Raw genomic sequence first — 19,018 nt, forward strand, 5'->3', positions numbered from 1 at the left:
GATGGAATGGCTTTGGGTAAAGCTGCTGACGCCCCCGTGTCCGCCGGGCAGCCTCCCGCGCGCACGGGGCAGCCCCTCGCGCCTGCCGCGTACGCGGGCGGGCGGAGGGGCTGCGGGGCTGTGCGACCGCGGTGCGGGCGGGGCCGGAGACGGGCGGTCGGAGCCGGGTCCGGGGAGGGCCAGGACCGGGTCAGCCCTGCGAGGCCTTCAGGGCGATGTCCGTACGGTGCTGGGAGCCGTCGAGGCGGATCCGGCCGAGCGCGGTGTACGCGCGCTCACGGGCCGCCGCGAGGTCCTTCCCGGTCGCGGTCACCGAGAGCACCCGGCCGCCCGCGCTGACGACCGCGTCGCCCTCCGCGCGGGTCCCGGCGTGCAGGACGTACGCGTCGGGGGCATCCTGCGCCGCGACGTCGGCGAGCCCGTGGATCGGGTCGCCGGTGCGCGGGGCGTCCGGGTAGTTGTGCGAGGCGATGACCACGGTGACGGCGGCGTCGTCGCGCCACGTCAGCGGCGGCAGCACGTCCAGGGCGCCGTTGGCGGAGGCGAGCAGGACACCGGCCAGGGGGGTCTTCAGCCGGGCGAGCACCACCTGGGTCTCCGGGTCGCCGAAGCGGGCGTTGAACTCGATGACCCGCACCCCGCGCGAGGTGATGGCGAGGCCCGCGTAGAGCAGCCCGGAGAAGGGCGTGCCCCGGCGGCGCAGCTCGTCGACGGTCGGCTGGAGCACGGTCTCCAGGACCTCGTCGACCAGCTTGGGGTCGGCCCACGGGAGCGGTGAGTAGGCGCCCATGCCGCCGGTGTTGGGACCCTCGTCGCCGTCCAGGGCGCGCTTGAAGTCCTGGGCGGGCTGGAGCGGCAGCACGGTGGTGCCGTCGGTGATCGCGAAGAGGCTGACCTCGGGGCCGTCGAGGAACTCCTCGATGACGACGCGGTCGCAGGAGAGCGCGTGGGCGCGGGCCGCCTCGACGTCCCCGGTGACGACGACGCCCTTGCCGGCGGCGAGTCCGTCGTCCTTGACGACGTACGGGGCGCCGAACGCGTCGAGGGCCTTGTCGATCTCGGCGGGCGTGGTGCAGACGTAGCTGCGGGCGGTGGGCACGCCCGCGCCGGCCATGACGTCCTTGGCGAACGCCTTGGAGCCCTCCAGCCGCGCGGCCTCGCCGGAGGGGCCGAAGCAGGGGATGCCGGCCGCGCGCACGGCGTCGGCGACCCCGGCGACGAGCGGCGCCTCCGGACCGACGACCACCAGGCCGACGTCCAGCCCGGCCGCGAGGCGCGCGACGGCGTCACCGTCGAGCGCGTCGACCGGGTGCAGTTCGGCCACCTCTGCGATGCCGGCGTTGCCGGGGGCGCAGTACAGAGCGGTGACATCGGGGTCGAGGGACAGAGAGCGGCACAGGGCGTGTTCGCGGGCGCCGCCGCCGATGACGAGGACCTTCACGGGGTGCAGCCTAGCCGCCGGGCGCGGCCGGGCCCGACGGCCGCCGGTCCGTGGACGGGCTCCTTGCCGCCGTGCCGCTCACTGCTCGTTGGTGAACTCCTCGACCACCGTGGCGCCCAGCTCGCGGACGATCAGCTCGTGGCCGGAGAGCGCGGAGTCGACGAGATCCGGATCGTCGGCCTCCGGGGTGTCGTCCTCGGGCGCCACGGACCGGGGCGGCTCGGCCCCGTACGAACCGGGCGGGGGCTCGGGCGCGGCCTCCCGGTGCTGCGGCGGCGCGGAGGAGGGCGGCGCCTGCGGGGACGCCGGCGCCTGGCGCGGCTGCGACGGGGGGGCGGGGTGCTGCGGGGCGGAGTGCGCGGGGCGGGGCTCGTAGGCGACCGGGGGCGCGGCCGGGGCGGGCTGGTACTGCGGGGCGGGACGGCCGCCGGACTGCGGGGGCGCGCCCGCGCCGCCGGAGGGGTCGACGACCGCCTCGACGCGCCACTGGGCGTTGAACCGCTCGGCGAGGGCCTGCTTCAGGACCTCCTCGCTGCCGCTGCCGGCGAAGTTGTCGCGGGCTCCGGCGCTGAGGAAGCCGATCTGGAGGGTGGTCCCGTCGAAGCCGGTCACCTGGGCGTTCTGGCTGAGGAGGATCCAGGTGAAGCGCCGCCGGTTCTTGACCGCCTCCAGGATGTCGGGCCACATGTTCCGCACCTGGGCGGCGCCCTGGGCCATGCTCTGTCCCCCCTCGGGCGCGACCGGCGCGACGGGGGCGGCCGGGGCCGGGGCGGCCGGGGCCGGGGTGGCGGGGGGCGTCGGGGCGGGGGCGGCGGCGGGGGCCGGGCCGCTGCCGGGGGCGGAGGCGGTGGGCCAGCCGCCGGGACGACGGGCCTGCTCGCCGCCGGCGGCGGTCGGCCAGGAGCCGGGCCGCTGACCGGGAGCCTCGGCCGGTGCCTGCGGGGCGGGGGCCTGCGGCGCGGGGGCGGTGGGGGGCGCGTAGGCGGCGGGCGCGGGGGCCTGCGGGGCGGGGGGCGTCTCGCTCCGCGCGGGGGCGGCGGGGGCGTGGGCCTCCGGGCCCGGCACGTACCCCGTCGGAGCCGCCGGGGCGGGGGCCGGGGCCGCGAACGAGGCGGCAGCGGCGGCCGACGCCCCGCGCTCCAGCCGGTCGAGCCGGGCCTGCAGCGACCGCTCGTCGTCGAAGGCGGCGGGCAGCAGGACCCGAGCGCAGATCAGCTCCACCTGGAGGCGCGGCGAGGTCGCGCCGCGCATCTCCGTGAGCCCCTCGTTGACCAGGTCGGCGGCGCGGCTCAGCTCGGCGGCGCCGAAGACGGACGCCTGGGCCTGCATCCGCTCGACCACGTCGGCGGGGGCGTCGATGAGCCCCTTCTCCCCGGCGTCCGGCACGGCGGCCAGGATCACCAGGTCGCGGAGGCGCTCCAGCAGGTCGGCCACGAAGCGGCGGGGGTCGTTGCCGCCCTCGATCACCCGGTCCACGACCTCGAACGCGGCGGCCCCGTCGCCCGCCGCGAAGGCGTCGACGATGGAGTCGAGCAGCGAGCCGTCGGTGTACCCGAGGAGCGAGGTCGCCATGGCGTACGTCACACCGTCGTCGCCCGCGCCGGCCAGCAACTGGTCCATCACCGACATCGAGTCACGCACGGACCCGGCCCCGGCCCGCACGACGAGCGGCAGGACGCCGTCCTCGACGGGGCTGTTCTCCCGGTCGCAGACGTCGGCGAGGTACTGGCGCAGGGTGCCGGGCGGCACCAGCCGGAACGGGTAGTGGTGCGTCCGGGAGCGGATGGTCCCGATGACCTTCTCGGGCTCCGTCGTGGCGAAGATGAACTTGAGGTGCTCCGGCGGCTCCTCGACCACCTTCAGCAGGGCGTTGAAGCCCGCCGGGGTGACCATGTGCGCCTCGTCGATGATGTAGATCTTGTACCGGCTGGCGGCGGGCCCGAAGAACGCCTTCTCGCGCAGGTCACGGGCGTCGTCCACGCCTCCGTGCGACGCGGCGTCGATCTCGATCACGTCGATGGACCCCGGCCCGTTGCGCGCGAGGTCCTGGCACGACTGGCACTCCCCGCAGGGGGTGGGTGTGGGGCCCTGCTCGCAGTTCAGGCAGCGGGCGAGGATGCGCGCGCTGGTCGTCTTCCCGCAGCCGCGCGGCCCGCTGAACAGGTACGCGTGATTGACCCGGTTGTTCCGCAGGGCCTGCATGAGCGGGTCAGTGACATGCTCCTGACCGATGACCTCGGCGAACGACTCGGGGCGGTAGCGGCGGTACAGCGCAAGGGACGACACATCTACGAGGTTATCGGGGCCCACCGACAACCGGCCCCACACCGCCCGCCGAGCACCCCCGGAACGCAAAGGGCCCCCCACGCACCCGCCAGAGCCGACCTACCCTTGCTGCCTTCCGGCCCTGGGGGAGTTCAGTCAGATAGCGCCACGTGAGGGGCTGACGCCCACCTTAGCGGACTCCCACCCCCTCCGGTCCACCCGCCCACCCCGGCCCGCGCCCCGGCGGAGGACCGGAAGCCCCCGCGGACGATCTTGGAGGGCACATGTTCGCGAGCACCCTCCAACGTCTTGTATTGTTTGCGGCGGAGGATTCGCCTAGTGGCCTAGGGCGCACGCTTGGAAAGCGTGTTGGGGGCAACCCCTCACGAGTTCGAATCTCGTATCCTCCGCCATTGCTCTCACCGGGCAATACGTCGAAGGGCCCCACCGCTTGCGGTGGGGCCCTTCGACGTTGCCCGACTCGACGGGCTACTTCCTTCCGGTCATACGTCGTCCTCTCCCCCGGCGAACCGCGCGCCCGCTTCGAAGTCGTCGTGGTGCACCCTCACGTCCTGAATGCCGAGTGCTCGCAGGAGATCCGGCAACCGCACCACGTATCGCCGTCCGACCCTTCCCAGGGGGCAGGGGAAATCGCCGTTCCTGACGCGCCTGTACGCCGTGCTCGGGCTCAGGTCCAGCGCTCGTGCGGCGGTGCTCAGCCCGACTTCCGCAGGGAGTCCGAACATCACGGAGAAGGGCACGGACTCGTCACGATGGCGCTTCATCGACAGGCCTCCGCATCTCGAACAGGCACGGCTGCTCAACCGGTGAGCACCACCCGCCGCCACCCCGCGGCGGGTGCTGCCGGGGCCGCCCGCGTCTCCGTGTGTGGCGCACCTGGTCCACAAGGCCCATCCGGTACGCCAACGAGCCCAGGCGTTCGCCCTGCACCCGTTGGGCGAGCGTCCCGGACAACGAGGTGACGCGTACGACGGTGCCGGGCAGAGCCACCGACCGGGGCGCCGCCTCCTCTTTCACCGCGGCCCACTCGCCCACCGGCGTCTCTCGCGGGGAACGGCGGCCGGTTCGCCACCCGAAGGCGAACGCCGTGTCCATCAGATGCCGCTCCGCTCCGATCGACATGGCCGTGCCGACGGTCCGCACCCCCTCCAGCACCCCTAGCAGCAGTGCGGAGGCGACATCGGCACGCTCCGCCCCGGTACGGCGAGCGATCGTGTACGCCGCTGTCCGCAGACGTGGGGCGAGCAGCCACACGGCGATCAGGTCCCACTCCGGCTCCCCGGCCACCGCACCCTCTTGCAGGTGGTAGGCGATGTGGCGCCAAGCGGTGGCACGTTCGGGGGCGGCAGGGTCGCCGTGAAGCGTCCGGGCCCTCAGATCGCCCACCGCGATGCCCGCCCCGCCGCAGTGGGGTCCGATGCTCCGGCACTCCAGCACCGAGTCGGCGTACCGCTCCTCGACAGATCTGCCCACGCGACGGAAGACGTCGTAGGCCGTCGTGGAGGCGCTCACCGCCCACCTCCTCCGCCGCCACCTGTGCCGAAGCCGTCCGGTCCGGGGCCCGCGAATCCCGAGCCGGGCGGCTCGTCCGGTTCGGACACCAGGCCATCCGGCGTGACCTGCCAGCTTCCGGTCCTCGGCGCCTGCGTGCCCTCGTACCGGTGGGCGCTCCTTTCGTCCTCGTACAGAGGCCCTGGGTGCGGCCCGTCCGCGGTCGGTGCCGGTTCCGGCGCCCGTGCCTCGAACGGCTGCCCAGGGTGCGGCCCGCCCGCAGGCCCTTCTCCGCGCATACCCCTGCGGCCGCGGTCCTCGGCCTCCGGCTGACCTGCTTCCCGACGCATCCCCGCCAAGCGGTGCAGGAAGGCCGGGCGGTCGACCGAGTCCTCCGGAAACCCCATGAGGTCCATCACCTCGGAGAGCCGGTCGTGCAGCGTGGGCTCCCGTTCCGCTCCGAGGTCGCTCGGCCTGCTGCTCGGCGCCTCGTCCTCCACCGGTTCCGGATGATCGAACCCGCTCACCGGCTCCTGCTCCTCTTCCGGAGCCGGCGGCGACCGGAACAATGCGCTGTACTCCTCCGGCAGCTCCTGATCGTTCGCGGCGGCGGACAGGACGGTCAGGGGCGCGATCATCTCAACCGCGCGTGCGATCTCCTCCTCGTGGCGGGCCATCCACCACACCACCGCGCTGCCCGGACTCCGCAGGACGTCGTCGCCGAGGTATTCACGGAGATTGCGCTCGTGCTGCCGACGGCTCTCCCAGGCGCCCACGGCCCTGCGCAGACCGTCCATCTCCTCCAGATGCTCCCGGTCCTTCTGGCGGAGGGCGAGTCGGACGTCCGTGGCGAAAGCCTCGACCGTTCCCGCGTCGTCACGGAGCGGGGTGCCCAGGGCGCCTTCCAGCGTGTGCTCCAGAAGCGTGCAGCGACTGGGGTGTTCCGCCGCCGTCATCCACCGCACCCGTTGCAGGACGGACGTCGTGGCCAGGGCGGCCGGATTGCCGTGCGGCGGAAAGACGCGGTCCTCCACAAGCCTCCAGCAGACCGTGGCGGAGAACAGGAACGGGCAGTCCGCCACAGCGCTCTCGACCGGCACCACGACGACCGACGTCTCCTGGTAGGGGCGTTCCGCAGGCGGCTCCGGGGCGGCCTCGTCCGGCCCGAAGCCGTGCGCCGAGCGCTCGCCCTCCGTACGCGGGACGTGCATGTCGAGGAGGACGACGCCCGCGAGGAGCGCCGGCAGGAGGAACCACAGCCAGATCGGCCAACCGAGTACGCCTCCGGTCGTCAGCACCGCTGCCAGGAGGGCGGCTGAGAGGAGGCGGGTGATGTGGTGGGTGGTCATATCCCTTCCCTGTTCTCTCGCGGACCAGGCCCGGAGCTGAAGCTTCCGATTCCCAGTACGCGGTCGATGTGTCGGCAGAACCGGTCGGCTATCTCCACCCGGTCCTCGTGTCGCGCCTGTCCGTCGAGGTCGGCGGACCATGCGTCGTCGACCCAGTCGCACGTGATCACGTACAGGTGGTTCAGCAGGTCCCGGTCACCGGAGGAGGCGAGCAGCAGGGTGCCGAGGACCTGGTCGCTCGCCTGCTGCCGTGCCAGCAGAGAGAGCCAGCGGCCTACGGACGGAGACCACTCACCGGCCGGCGCCCCCACCAAGACCGCTCGCCACGCCAGCGTGAAGGCGGGCCAGGGAGGCTCGATCCGCAGGTTCTCGGGGTCCACCAGTGCCAGCAGGACGCCCAGGCCCCGTGTCGTGGGCCTCGATCCCGGCAGAAGGCGCTGGACCAGCCGCTCGTACAGGTGCGGGTTTCCGCGGGCCAGTTCCAGCAGGGCCGAGCGGGCGGCTTCCGTCGCGCTGTGGGCCTCCTCTCCCCGCAGCGCGAGGTGGCGGAGGCGTACGAGGGCCTGTTCGGGGTGGGTGACGGCTATGACGTGCCGGCAGACGCCCACCAGTACCCGTGCGAGGTCGGGATCGAGCCGCGGTCCCGTCACCCACTGGTAGATGCGGGAGCGGAAGCGCGACCCGTACTGCTCGTGGTTGAGGCCGAGTTCCAGCGCCGTCGCGGCGGCGGCGCTGAGCCGCCCGCCCGCCGCGGGCCGGGTCCACAGTTCGGCGAGGTGGAACAGGTCGTCGGGCCGGCCGACCGACAGCGCCTGTTCGGCCAAGCGGCCGACGAGGCGGTTGCGGTCCTCCGACGTGAAGCCCGGCAGGTCCACACAGTGCCCCACCCAGTCCCGGAAGCCCTCGCGGAGATCGGGGAAGTTCTCCCAGAAGTGACGTCTGACCGCACCGTCGTAGGCGAGCCTGGCGAAGCGCACCCGGCCGTCGCCCTCCCTGATCAGGGACAGTCGCTTGAGCTGTTCGTCGAGGCCCTCCCGTGCCAACCGCGGTGTCTCGTCCTTCGGCAGCCGCAGTACCTCCCACAGGCTGTGAGCGGCGCTCTGGACCGTCTCGGCGGACGCTCCGCTCGTCATGGCGGCCGCGAGCAGCAACGCCCGCTCCGGAAGGCCCCGGTGCTCGCGCAACTGGCCCGACACCTCCTGCCGCCAGTTGGTGGCGGCTGTTACGGCCTCGTCCCGCCAGTGCACGAAATCCGTGCCGTACCGGGCGCTGTCCCGCGCCTCCGCCACCAGATCCGCCAAGCGGTCCAGATCCTCCATCGGAGCGGCGGCGAACAGGTGGGACAGTTCATCGGTCCCGAGCTGTTCATAGGTGAAGGGCACGCCGCGCGCTCGGAGGTGCCTGCTGAAGACGGCTCGCCCGCGGGGACGTTCGATCCCGACCACCAGAACGGTGAGCTCCGCGTCGAGCATCCGGTCCAGGCCGGCCGGCACCACGACGACCATGCGCGCACCGCACCCCTCGACGAGCGACCGGTACCGCATGAGAACCCGCTGGGCGGCTGGGTATTCACCGTCTCCCACGTGCGAGAGATCGAGCAGGTAGCGGTCCTCCGGCGTCGGGTCCGGGGCGCCCTCCTCCAGCTTCGCCGGCAGCTCCTCGATCCGGCCGCCGGGCCCCGATGTCTCCCCGAGCAGCATCTTCGCCGTCGCACGCCGGCCGACTCCGGGGGCGCCCTTGAGGATCACGACGCCGCCGGGCTCCGTCAGCCGTTCGGCGGCCCGGCGGTAGCCGCGGGGCCACACGAAGCATTGGCTGAGGCGGAGCCGGTGCTCCCGCACGATCTCCACACGGGAGACGCCCGTTCTGGTCAGCGGCCCGTTGAGCCCCATCCCCCAAAGGTTGTACTGGTTGCCGCTGCCGCTGTGCAGGGGCCCTCGCGGGTTGTCGATCGAGGTGGGGCCCGGTCCGGTCAAGGTCGCCCGTCCACTGGTCGCCCGTGCCGGTCCGCGCTCTGCTGGACGTCCCCGCGGTTGTCCGCGGCGTAGTTCACCGCACCGCCGCCACTGGAGATGTTCGGGCCCAGGTACTGCTCGCGCGCCTGGTAGAGGTGCCCGCTACCCGTGTGGATCGGTCCCTGCGGCTCGCTGACGAAGGTGCCGGAGAAGCCGCCGTTGAGATTGCCGATGCCTCCGCGCTGGCGGTGATTGATCACGTTCGCCCTCTCACGGGCGCCTCCGGTCTCGTCCGACCCTCCGTCCCGGACGTCGTTCGCCGGGGACGAGGGAGACCGGTAGCCGTTGCTGCGAGCGGCAGCCGCCAGCTCGGGCGACAGCTTCACGAGGTCGTCGATCAGCCCCAGCAGGTCCGCCTCCACGTTCCGGTGGCTGAGCCGCCGGTACTGGCACTCGGCGAGATCGCCGATCTCCGCGGGAAGGTCCTCGGGTTGGAGCCTCTTCGCCCCTCCCACCAGCAGGGGAACGACGATGGCCCCGGTTTCCAGCGCTTCGTGGATCTCACGCCGGGTCCAGTCGTCCTCGCTTTCCAGCGGGCTTTGTCCGTCGGCCCCGGCCTCCAGCCACCGCGGGCCCATCACCGCCAACAGCACGCTGCTGCGCCGGACGGCGGTGAGCAGTTCCTGCGGGAACCGCCTTCCGGGCCCGATGGACTTGCTCGCCCGGAATACGTTGTCGGTGCCGAACACCCTGGACAGCTCCCTCTCCACGAGAGTGGCGGTCGCCTCCTCGTCATGGGTGCGGTAATTGACGAAAATCAAGGGCATGGTGAACTCCGTTCTGTGTGGTGTGTCGCAGCCGGGAATGGGTACGACAGGTCGCCGCCTGGACAGACCGAGGGGCGCCTTCAGAAAGAGGGCACAGGGGATCGATTCGAGGCCGCAGGTAAAACCGGCACACCGAAGAAGGGCAAGGCGATAAGGAGCCGATATCCGTATGGCGGGAAACGGCTGTCAGTTACCCGCGTTCAGAACGTTGGCGAGCGCGGGTCGCAGTCCGCGCACCATGGGGTTCCCGCGGAACCGCGACCATTCGCGGTCCAGCCGGCGTACGTCCGTACGCACGGTGGCCGAGGAGATCACGCTCATGAACGCCAGGAGTTCGCGCGCCGTTTCACAGGACCGCTCGACCTCGCCCGAGGCGGCCAGCGCCAAGGCGTGTCGGAGCCCATACCGAGCACGCGTGTTCAAGGCGTGCGGCGCGATGCGGCGGCATTCCCTTTCCAGCACCTCCGCCGCCTGCCGGGGGCGGCCCAGGTCGTACAGGCACCAGCCGGACACCATCGCGGCGGGATCGGTCAACTGCGTGGTGCCGAGCACCGGCCCGCCCGATACGTCCGCGGTGTCGGTGAGGAGAGCGCGTGCCCGGTCGAGCGCTCGCCCGCAGGACCTCTCGTCCCCGGTGAGCGCGTGCCCCTGGGCCTCCCGCTGCGCGGCCAGGCCCCTGATCCTGGGGGACGCCGCACTGCGTTGCGCCTGCTGGGCCAGCGCGATGGTCCGGAGCGCGTCCCCGTGGTAGTAGGTGACGAGCGCGCGGCGGACCAGCGCGTAGTCCGCCAGTTCCGCGTCGCCGCCGGCACGTGCCAGCTCGACCGCCTCGGCCGTGGCGTTCAGCGCCGCGGTCTCGTCACCGCTCTCCTGTGCCACCCACCCGATGTACTCGGCGAAACGGGATGCCGTGACGAACAGGCCGGTACGCGAAGCGCCCGTGGTCCGGGAAGCCAGCGCCATCACGTTCGCCGCCTGCGAGCGCAGAATGGGCAGTACGGCGGAGGGGGCCAGGGTCTGCCCCAACTGCTTCATCTGGTGGAGCTGGTTCTGGAAAAGCTCGACCGGCGGTACGCCATCCTCATCCCCCTGCCCGGCCACCGCGCCGTCCACCAGGCGGGCGGCGAGCAAGGAGCCGACACCCGTGGTGATCACCCTCCGACGCGCGGGCTTCGACGCGCTTCCCGCGGCCTCGACCTCTGCCGCGTACGCCCTGCGCAAGCGCCCACCGGCACGGAAATGGACATCGCAGCTCCGTGCCAGGCTCAGGGTGGGGGGATTGGCGCCGCGCTCGATCTTCGAAAGGTGCCCTTTGCTGTAACTCGTGATGTCGGACAACTGCTGCAGCGTCATGCCCGCGCCCTCACGCAACCGACGCAGCTCCGCACCGAAACGTAATGGGACGTCCATGCCCCCACCTTTCTCGCCGATCCGGGCCGAAGAATTGCCCCGGCCGCCTCTGTGAAGAGTCTGGCACGGCAGGACGGCGTTCTGCCGGGCAAAGGTGAGTTTCATGTTTCCTCCTTCTGCACACCCGTTCGCGGAATCCTCGGGCCATGCCGAACCCCCTCGCTCGCCGCCGACCGGCACCAGGGGGCGATACGCGGAACCGACGGAAACGGAGGCTCGCACCGGGAGCGCTCGCGTCGGAGGGACCCGCGGCCCGCTGCCACCGACGACGTCGATCGACCACCGGCAGCGGCTGGAGTACGGCCGACCTCCGCGCAGAGGCTCCGGAGGTGAGGGTGGGCGGGCGCCGCCCAGGGTCGGACGCCCCCTAGGGGTTCATGGTCTACCGAACAGAGAAGCCGCAGGTCAGGCAGGGGTTGCGGCGCTAACCCCCGCCTCCCTCATTCTCACCGTGCTGTCGGGGACCCCCACAGTCCACGGAAGGGGCAGGGCCATGCGTCCAGCTCCGTACGTGGGGTCGCACCACTCATCGAAGGATGTCTCCCCATGACCCTGATCCCGCTCGTGCTCGTCGTCGTGGTCACCGTCCTGACACTGCTCCTGGCCGCCGCGCTCGGCGCACTGGTGCTGTCGCGTCCCACGCTGACGGCACCGGTGCAAACGGCGGTGAGCGGTGTCGCGACGATGGTGGCGCTGATGGCTGTGCTCGTGGCCGTCACTCGCTGACCGCCGCAGGGGGCACAGGCTCCTCTGGCAGGACCGCCGCCTGCCCGCCCGATCAGTCGGCAGCCCCGGCCCGCGGTGGGCCGGGGCTGCCGGATCCGTCGTCCGTCCGGGCGGGAACGGTCGGAGCACCGATCGTCTGGGTCATGGGGCGCCTTCCCCCGTCCGCGAGGGCGCTCATCGGATCCGCCTGCGGAGGGGAGTCGGAACTCACGGGTGCGCGACCTCGATCCCAACGGGTCGAGCACTTCCAACCGGGCTCGTCGGTACCGCCATTGTGGCCGACTGCGACTACCGCGCACCGAAGCTCTCTCGCGTGGGCATCCATACGAATCAAGCCACCCCACCCCCGCCCCCGCACACCCCTCGCCGCCCCACTCGCCCGGACCCATGCGGATTTTCCCCCCAACCGGCCCCGGCGCGCAGCGGGTTGTTTTCGGACAACCACGGGGCATCCGGGCGAGGCAGACAACCTCCGGCGTCCCCCTCCGCCTCTCACAGGGCGGACACAGCGCGGCCACAGGGGAGTTCGGGCGGGCTGGACGTTCCACGCACCATCACGCACTCGGAAACCGGAAGTACGAGGAACGATGACCCGACCCCAGCAGGTCTCCACCAAACGCCTGACCCGGCCCGCCATCGCCGTCGCCTCGGCCATCGCCGTGACGGCCGGCGTCGTCGCCGCCGCGCCCGACGCCAAGACGGCCGAGGCCACGCCGAAGCTCAGCCTGATCGCCGCCTCCGCCACCGTGACGCTCGACTCGTGGAAGGAGGACCCCGGCGTCTACCTGGACCTCGGCACGTACCTCACCTCCGAGAACGGGGCCTTCGAGCTGAAGGTGACCCGTAAGTCCTACAAGGACCCGGTCATCGCCTCCCAGATCCTCCGGGACGGCGGCAAGACCGTGGCGAAGCCGCTTCCCGCGGGGCTCGTCAAGGACTTCTCCGGGCTTCCGGACTTCGCGAAGATCACCCTCACCGACGCGGCCGGCAAGACGGTGCTGACCAAGTCCGAGCCGTTCTGCCCGAACAACGCCTCCGGGCGGGTCCGGCCGGACGCGCCCGCCAACTCGAAGTATCCGCAGAGCTGCCCGGTGAACCCCTTCACCCTCGGCTCCGTGTGGGGCGTCGAGAACGGCTGGGCGTCCAACACCTACGCCGGGTACTACTCCAAGCCGGTCCAGCTCCCCGTCGGGAGCTACACCGCCAAGATCGGCGTGAACAAGAAGTACCGCGACCTCTTCGGCATCGCCGACACGACGCAGACCGTCAAGGTCACCGTGCGCGAGCGCAGTTGGGAAGGGGGCGAAGGCGTCGCCGCTTCCGCCAGGAGCGCGCACGCCGGCCACGGCGCCGCTGCCTCCGGGCACGGCGGCCACGCCGGGCACGGCATGACCGCCCGGTCCGAGGCCCCGGCCACCGCGACGAACGGCGCCGGTCCCACGTACAACGCCGGACACGGCCCCTACCCGGCGGCGCCGCCCGCGCTGCCCTGGGCGCTCAAGAAGGAGAGCGCCGGCAAGCAGGCGTTCTCCGCGGCCCGGATCGGCGACCGCTCCGGGCAGACCGACGGCTCGCGCCAGGCCCCCGGCGTACGGCCGAACGCCTACCGGCCCACCGGCAAGGCGGTCGTGCCGGACGTGCCCAAGCCCGACCTGCGCTCGCTGCCCGCGTACGGCATCACCGTCAGCGACGGCTACGAGGAGGTGCCCGGCAAGGACTACCTCGCGTTCAGCGCCAACGTGTGGAACGCGGGCCCGGCCAAGCTCGTCGTCGACGGCTTCCGCACGCCCGGCAAGGAGCTGATGGACGCCTACCAGTACTTCTACGACGCCAAGGGCAACCAGGTCGGCTACACCCCGACCGGCACCATGGAGTGGGACCCGCGCCCCGGCCACGAGCACTGGCACTTCACGGACTTCGCCAGCTACCGGCTGCTGAAGGCCGACAAGAAGGAGACCGTCCGCAGCGGCAAGGAGGCCTTCTGCCTGGCCAACACCGACGCCGTCGACTACACGGTGAAGAACGCCAACTGGCACCCCGGCAACACCGACCTCTCCACCGCCTGCGGCCAGGAGAACTCGATCTCCGTCCGCGAGGTGCTCGACGTCGGGTCCGGTGACACCTACACCCAGGACCTGCCGGGCCAGTCGTTCGACATCACGGACCTGCCCAACGGCACCTACTACATCCAGGTCCTCGCCAACCCGGAGAACCGCCTCAAGGAGACCAGCACCACCAACAACAGCGCGCTGCGCAAGGTCGTCCTCGGCGGCACGAAGGGCGCCCGCACGGTGACGGTCCCCGCGCACGAGCTGGTGGACGCCAACTGATCACCGCTCCTTCGTAGAACACCGCCGGCTCCGGGACGTCCAGTCCCGGAGCCGGTCGCGTTCCGGCGGCCGGCCCACCCGCCGGGGGGGGCCGGCCCACCCGCCGGGGGCCGAACCCGAGTCCCCGCCGAACAGGCCGCCCGCCCGTGACCGTGCGCCACCGCCCGTGCGCCCCGCCCCTCCCGGCCGCTGCCCCCACCGGTCAGCGCGGTGCCCACGGACCGCCACCGGGACCGGAGCGGCCCGGTCGGCCCCCGGCGACGGGCCGCCCCCGGCCGCCCCCCGCCGTCGCCCCCGACCCGTTCAGCCCGCCTTCCCCACCGGCCGCCGGTCCACGATCCGGGCCGTCGCGTCCGCGTCCAGGTGGGCGGCGCCCTCGCGGCCGGTGACCGTGACGCGGACGCGGGGGCCCCCGCCGGGTGCGGCGCCGGGGGTGACGTCGATGCGCCAGCTCCGGGGGGAGCGGACGCCCAGGGTGGTCCGGGCCTCCTCGACGAGGGCGGGGAAGAGTTCGTACGCGAGGGTCTGGAGGTGGATCGTCCCGGAGGCCGGGCGGGTCGTGTCGCCGCGGACCGCCATGCGGTGGTCCTCGATGGTGAGCACGGTGACGTCGGCGGTGCCCACGCGGGCCTCCAGCTCCAGCGCGGTCAGCCGCATCCGGCCGAGACCGAGGAGCGAGGACGAGGGCCCCGTGACCGTGGTGGACGTCGAGAACGTGCGGGAGGATCCGGTGGAGGCGGAGGCGGACGGCCTCTTGTCCGGGGCTACCCCGTCCTGGGCGAACAGCTCGACGCGGAAGAGGAGGACGACCAGCGCCGCACCCGCCAGGACGGCGGCCAGCGTCAGCACGCACCAGGAGCCCTCGCCGGGGTCCGGGTCCTTCACGAGCGCGGACTCCGGGGCCGGGTCGATCTCGGCCCGCTCGGCCCGGCGGCTCCACTCCGGGCTCGGGCGGGTGACGATCCGCACGTTCCAGGGCTCGTCCGGGCGGTACTCCACGACGGCGGTGCCGCGCGGCCGGTAGGCGGGGAGGTCGACCAGGTTGATGCAGTCGTCGATCCTCACCCGGTACGCCGGGCGGTCGTCCGGGGCGACGGTCAGCCGGAACGTGACCGGGACGTCGGCCGATTCACCGCTCGTCGCCCGCAGGTCCTCGATCCGGGCGAGGGCGGTCCGGGTGGCCGGCGGCGGCCGCCGACGCGCCGACCGCAGCCGCTCGACGAGGGCGGCGGCCGCGACCAGGAGCAGCAGCGCACCGCCCCCGGCGAGGAAGACGGGCGGCTCCTCCAGGATCACCCCGACCACCAGGGCGGCGAGCGCCGCCCCGATCAGCGTCGCCGAGCCCACGAGGCGCAGAGCGGCCGCCACCGTCGCCGCAGCCGAACGGCCCGCCGCCGACGGTCTGTCGGCCTCGGCGCCGTTGCCGTTCCCGTGCCCCTGCCCCGTCGTCCCCATGGCCGTGATGGTGCCGGGCGGGGGCGCGTCGGGGAAGGGGCCGGGCGCAGATCGGTACGGGCGGGCCGGGCGGTCCCCTCAGCCCTCGCCCTCCAGGTTGCCCTCCGTCTCCAGGTAGACCTGGCGCAGCGCGTCCAGGACCGCCGGGTCCGGCTTGGCCCACATGCCGCGCGACTCGGCCTCCAGCAGGCGTTCGGCGATGCCGTGCAGCGCCCAGGGGTTGGCCTCCTGGAGGAACTGGCGGTTCTCCGGGTCCAGCACGTACGCCTCGGTGAGCTTGTCGTACATCCAGTCGGCGACGACGCCGGTCGTGGCGTCGTACCCGAAGAGGTAGTCCACCGTGGCCGCCAGCTCGAACGCGCCCTTGTAGCCGTGGCGGCGCATCGCCCCGATCCACTTCGGGTTGACGACGCGGGCGCGGAAGACGCGGGACGTCTCCTCGACGAGGGTGCGGGTGCGGACCGTCTCGGGCCGGGTGGAGTCCCCGATGTACGCCTCCGGGGCCCGGCCCTTGAGCGCGCGCACGGTGGCCACCATGCCGCCGTGGTACTGGAAGTAGTCGTCGGAGTCCGCGATGTCGTGCTCGCGGGTGTCGGTGTTCTTCGCGGCGACCTCGATGCGCTTGTAGGCGCTCTCCATCTCCGCGCGGGCCGGGCGGCCGTTCAGCTCGCGCCCGTAGGCGTAACCGCCCCACACCGAGTAGACCTCCGCGAGGTCGGCGTCGGTGCGCCAGTCGCGGGAGTCGATGAGCTGGAGGAGGCCCGCGCCGTAGGTGCCGGGGCGGGAGCCGAAGATGCGGGTGGTGGCCCGGCGTTCGTCGCCGTGCTCGGCCAGGTCGGCCTGGGTGTGCGCCCGTACGTAGTTCTGCTCGGCGGGCTCGTCCAGCGAGGCGGCCAGCCGCACCGCGTCGTCGAGCAGCCCGACCGTGTGCGGGAACGCGTCGCGGAAGAAGCCGGAGATGCGGAGCGTGACGTCGATCCGGGGGCGGCCCAACTCCTCGTACGGGATGGCCTCCAGGCCGGTGACGCGGCGCGAGGCGTCGTCCCAGACCGGGCGGATGCCGAGCAGCGCGAACGCCTCCGCGATGTCGTCGCCCGCCGTGCGCATCGCGCTGGTGCCCCACAGGGAGAGGCCGACCGAGGTGGGCCAGTCGCCGTTGTCGGTGCGGTAGCGGGTCAGCAGCGAGTCGGCGAGCGCCTGGCCGGTCTCCCAGGCGAGCTTGGAGGGGACGGCCTTGGGGTCGACGGAGTAGAAGTTGCGGCCGGTCGGCAGCACGTTGACCAGTCCGCGCAGCGGCGACCCGGACGGGCCCGCCGGGACGAAGCCGCCGTTCAACGCGTGGACCGTGTGCGTCAGTTCGTCGGTCGTGCGGGCCATGCGCGGCACGACCTCGGTGGCCGCGAAGGCGAGGATGTCGGCCACCGCCTCCGGCAGCCCGGCGGCGACACGGGCGACGGCGGCCGGGTCCCACTCCGCGTCGTCCATCGCCTGGACGAGTCCGCGCGCCTGCTCCTCGACCGCGTCCGCGTCGGTGCGGGTCGCCGCCGACTCGTCGAGGCCCAGGGCCTCGCGCAGACCCGGCAGGGACGTCGTGCCGCCCCAGATCTGGCGGGCGCGCAGCACCGCCAGCACCAGGTTGACCCGGTCGTTCCCGGCCGGGGCGTTGCCCAGCACGTGGAGGCCGTCGCGGATCTGGACGTCCTTGATCTCGCAGAGCCAGCCGTCGAGATGCATGATGAAGTCGTCGAAGCCCTCGTCCTCCGGGCGGTCCTCCACCCCGAGGTCGTGGTCGAGCTTCGCGGCCTGGATCAGCGTCCAGATCTGCGCCCGGACCGCGGGCAGCTTCGCCGGGTCCATGGCGGCGATCTGCGCGTGCTCGTCGAGGAGTTGCTCCAGCCGGGCGATGTCGCCGTAGCTGTCGGCGCGGGCCATCGGCGGCACCAGGTGGTCGATCAGCGTGGCGTGGACGCGGCGCTTGGCCTGCGTGCCCTCACCGGGGTCGTTCACCAGGAACGGGTAGACGAGCGGCAGGTCGCCGAGGGCCGCGTCGGGGCCGCAGGCGGCGGAGAGCCCCGCGTTCTTGCCCGGCAGCCACTCCAGGTTGCCGTGCTTGCCCAGGTGGATCATGGCGTCCGCGCCGAAACCGTTGTCGTCGGCGGACGCGGCGATCCAGCGGTAGGCCGCCAGGTAGTGGTGCGAGGGCGGCAGGTCGGGGTCGTGGTAGATCGCGATCGGGTTCTCGCCGAAGCCGCGCGGCGGCTGGATGAGCAGGAGGAGATTCCCGCGCCGCAGGGCCGCGAGGACGATGTCGCCCTCCGGGTTCGCGGACCGGTCCACGAACATCTCGCCCGGCGCCGGGCCCCAGTGCCGCTCCACCGACAGGCGCAGCTCCTCGGGGAGCGTGGCGAACCAGCGGCGGTAGTCGGCGGCCGGGATGCGGACCGGGTTGCGGGCCAACTGCTCCTCGGTCAGCCACTCCTGGTCATGGCCGCCCGCCTCGATCAGCGCGTAGATCAGCTCGTCGCCGTCGCCGGAGACCAGCCCGGGGATGTCCTCCTCGGGCCCGAAGTCGTACCCCTCGGCGCGCAGTCGGCGCAGCAGGGCCACCGCGCTGGCCGGGGTGTCGAGGCCGACCGCGTTCCCGATGCGGGAGTGCTTGGTCGGGTACGCGGACAGCACGAGCGCGATCCGCTTCTCGGCGTTCGGGATGGTCCGCAGCCTCGCGTGGCGTACGGCGATCCCGGCGACCCGCGCGGCGCGCTCGGGGTCGGCGACGTACGCGGGCAGGCCGTCCTCGTCGATCTCCTTGAACGAGAACGGCACCGTGATGAGCCGCCCGTCGAACTCCGGCACCGCGATCTGGGTCGCCGCGTCCAGCGGGGAGACGCCCTCGTCGTTCTCCTCCCACGCGGCGCGCGGGCTGGTCAGGCAGAGCGCCTGGAGGACCGGGACGTCCAGCCCGGTCAGCGCGCCCGCGTCCCACGACTCGTCGTCGCCGCCGGCCGACGCCTCGGCGGGCCGGGTGCCGCCCGCCGCGAGGACGGTGGTCACGATGGCGTCGGCGGCGCGCAGCGCGTCGATCAGCGCGGCGTCGGGGGCGCGCAGGGACGCCACGTACAGCGGGAGCGGCCGGCCGCCCGCGTCCTCCACGGCGGTGCACAGCGCGTCGACGAACGCGGTGTTGCCGCTCATGTGGTGGGCGCGGTAGTAGAGGACGGCGACGGTCGGCGCGCCCTCGGGCAGCTCGCGGGCGGCGCGCTCCAGCGGGCCCCACGCGGGCGCGGCGGCGGGCGGCTCGAAGCCGTGGCCGGTCAGCAGCACGGTGTCGGAGAGGAAGCGGGCCAACTGCTCCAGGTTGGCGGGACCGCCGTGCGCGAGGTAGGCGTGCGCCTCGGCCGCGATCCCGATCGGCACGGTGGACGCGGCCATCAACTGGGCGTCCGGGGCCTGCTCGCCGGTGAGCACGACGACCGGGCGGCCCGTCGCCAGGACCTGGTCGAGCCCTTCCTGCCACGCCCGTACGCCGCCGAGGAGGCGGACGACGACGAGGTCGACGCCGTCCAGCAGCTCCGGGAGGCCGTCGAGGGAGAGGCGGGAGGGGTTGGCGTACCGGTAGCTGACGGGTCCCTCGCAGGCGCGGGCGCTCAGGAGGTCGGTGTCGGACGTCGACAGGAGCAGGATCATGCTGCGTCAGGCCTTCCTCGGGGTGTCCACGCCCCGGGCGGTGTCGGAGGGGTTTCCCCGCCCG

Annotated in this window: 12 protein-coding genes, 1 tRNA gene and 1 other RNA gene; 3 read left to right on the top strand and 11 right to left on the bottom strand. The window is 72.9% G+C overall.

What is annotated here, in order from left to right:
- Positions 1–190: 190 nt before the first annotated feature.
- From purD to ffs, 3 genes are all read right to left on the bottom strand, one after another.
- Positions 191–1,441 (bottom strand): phosphoribosylamine--glycine ligase, encoded by a 1,251-nt coding sequence (gene purD / locus ACZ6EJ_RS02820; RefSeq protein WP_469264048.1) that lies wholly within the window; start codon positions 1,439–1,441, stop codon positions 191–193.
- Positions 1,442–1,519: 78 nt separating this feature from the next.
- Positions 1,520–3,727 carry a DNA polymerase III subunit gamma and tau gene (locus ACZ6EJ_RS02825; RefSeq protein ID WP_469264049.1) on the bottom strand — a complete coding sequence of 736 codons (2,208 nt, stop codon included), beginning with the start codon at positions 3,725–3,727 and terminating at the stop codon, positions 1,520–1,522.
- 65 nt (positions 3,728–3,792) lie between these two features.
- Positions 3,793–3,889, bottom strand: an RNA gene (gene ffs / locus ACZ6EJ_RS02830) — signal recognition particle sRNA small type.
- 142 nt (positions 3,890–4,031) lie between these two features.
- Between ffs and ACZ6EJ_RS02835 the strand changes: the two genes are divergently transcribed.
- Positions 4,032–4,119 (top strand) — tRNA-Ser (locus ACZ6EJ_RS02835).
- 90 nt (positions 4,120–4,209) lie between these two features.
- Here ACZ6EJ_RS02835 and ACZ6EJ_RS02840 read toward each other — a convergent pair.
- The 6 genes from ACZ6EJ_RS02840 to ACZ6EJ_RS02865 all read right to left on the bottom strand — a co-directional run bounded on the left by ACZ6EJ_RS02840 (position 4,210) and on the right by ACZ6EJ_RS02865 (position 10,864).
- On the bottom strand, positions 4,210–4,491 hold the full coding sequence (locus ACZ6EJ_RS02840) for a helix-turn-helix transcriptional regulator (RefSeq protein ID WP_469264051.1): 282 nt from the start codon (positions 4,489–4,491) through the stop codon (positions 4,210–4,212).
- A complete protein-coding gene (locus ACZ6EJ_RS02845) occupies positions 4,475–5,239 on the bottom strand; it encodes a hypothetical protein (RefSeq protein WP_469264052.1) in 765 nt (254 codons plus the stop codon). Before ACZ6EJ_RS02845 ends, ACZ6EJ_RS02840 begins: the two co-directional genes overlap by 17 nt.
- Positions 5,236–6,567, bottom strand: coding sequence for a hypothetical protein (locus tag ACZ6EJ_RS02850; protein ID WP_469264053.1), 1,332 nt, complete (start codon positions 6,565–6,567; stop codon positions 5,236–5,238). Before ACZ6EJ_RS02850 ends, ACZ6EJ_RS02845 begins: the two co-directional genes overlap by 4 nt.
- The gene (locus ACZ6EJ_RS02855; RefSeq protein ID WP_469264054.1) at positions 6,564–8,543 is read right to left on the bottom strand and encodes a hypothetical protein; all 1,980 of its coding nucleotides are present in this window, start codon (positions 8,541–8,543) and stop codon (positions 6,564–6,566) included. The genes ACZ6EJ_RS02850 and ACZ6EJ_RS02855 overlap by 4 nt, the downstream gene beginning before the upstream one ends.
- The gene (locus tag ACZ6EJ_RS02860) at positions 8,540–9,349 is read right to left on the bottom strand and encodes a toll/interleukin-1 receptor domain-containing protein (protein WP_469264055.1); all 810 of its coding nucleotides are present in this window, start codon (positions 9,347–9,349) and stop codon (positions 8,540–8,542) included. Before ACZ6EJ_RS02860 ends, ACZ6EJ_RS02855 begins: the two co-directional genes overlap by 4 nt.
- A 186-nt stretch (positions 9,350–9,535) precedes the next feature.
- Positions 9,536–10,864, bottom strand: coding sequence for a helix-turn-helix domain-containing protein (locus ACZ6EJ_RS02865; protein ID WP_469264056.1), 1,329 nt, complete (start codon positions 10,862–10,864; stop codon positions 9,536–9,538).
- Positions 10,865–11,305: 441 nt separating this feature from the next.
- Between ACZ6EJ_RS02865 and ACZ6EJ_RS02870 the strand changes: the two genes are divergently transcribed.
- Both ACZ6EJ_RS02870 and ACZ6EJ_RS02875 read left to right on the top strand, forming a co-directional pair.
- Positions 11,306–11,485, top strand: coding sequence for a hypothetical protein (locus ACZ6EJ_RS02870; RefSeq protein WP_469264057.1), 180 nt, complete (start codon positions 11,306–11,308; stop codon positions 11,483–11,485).
- Between the two features lie 587 nt (positions 11,486–12,072).
- Positions 12,073–13,815 carry a lysyl oxidase family protein gene (locus tag ACZ6EJ_RS02875; RefSeq protein ID WP_469264059.1) on the top strand — a complete coding sequence of 581 codons (1,743 nt, stop codon included), beginning with the start codon at positions 12,073–12,075 and terminating at the stop codon, positions 13,813–13,815.
- A gap of 303 nt (positions 13,816–14,118) precedes the next feature.
- Here ACZ6EJ_RS02875 and ACZ6EJ_RS02880 read toward each other — a convergent pair whose 3' ends face one another.
- Positions 14,119–15,270, bottom strand: a complete 1,152-nt coding sequence (locus tag ACZ6EJ_RS02880) for a hypothetical protein (RefSeq protein WP_469264060.1) — start codon at positions 15,268–15,270, stop codon at positions 14,119–14,121.
- Positions 15,271–15,348: 78 nt separating this feature from the next.
- Positions 15,349–18,954 carry a cobaltochelatase subunit CobN gene (cobN, locus tag ACZ6EJ_RS02885; protein ID WP_469264061.1) on the bottom strand — a complete coding sequence of 1,202 codons (3,606 nt, stop codon included), beginning with the start codon at positions 18,952–18,954 and terminating at the stop codon, positions 15,349–15,351.
- Positions 18,955–19,018: the final 64 nt, after the last annotated feature.

It is taken from the genome of Streptomyces sp. NPDC041970 (assembly GCF_055588985.1).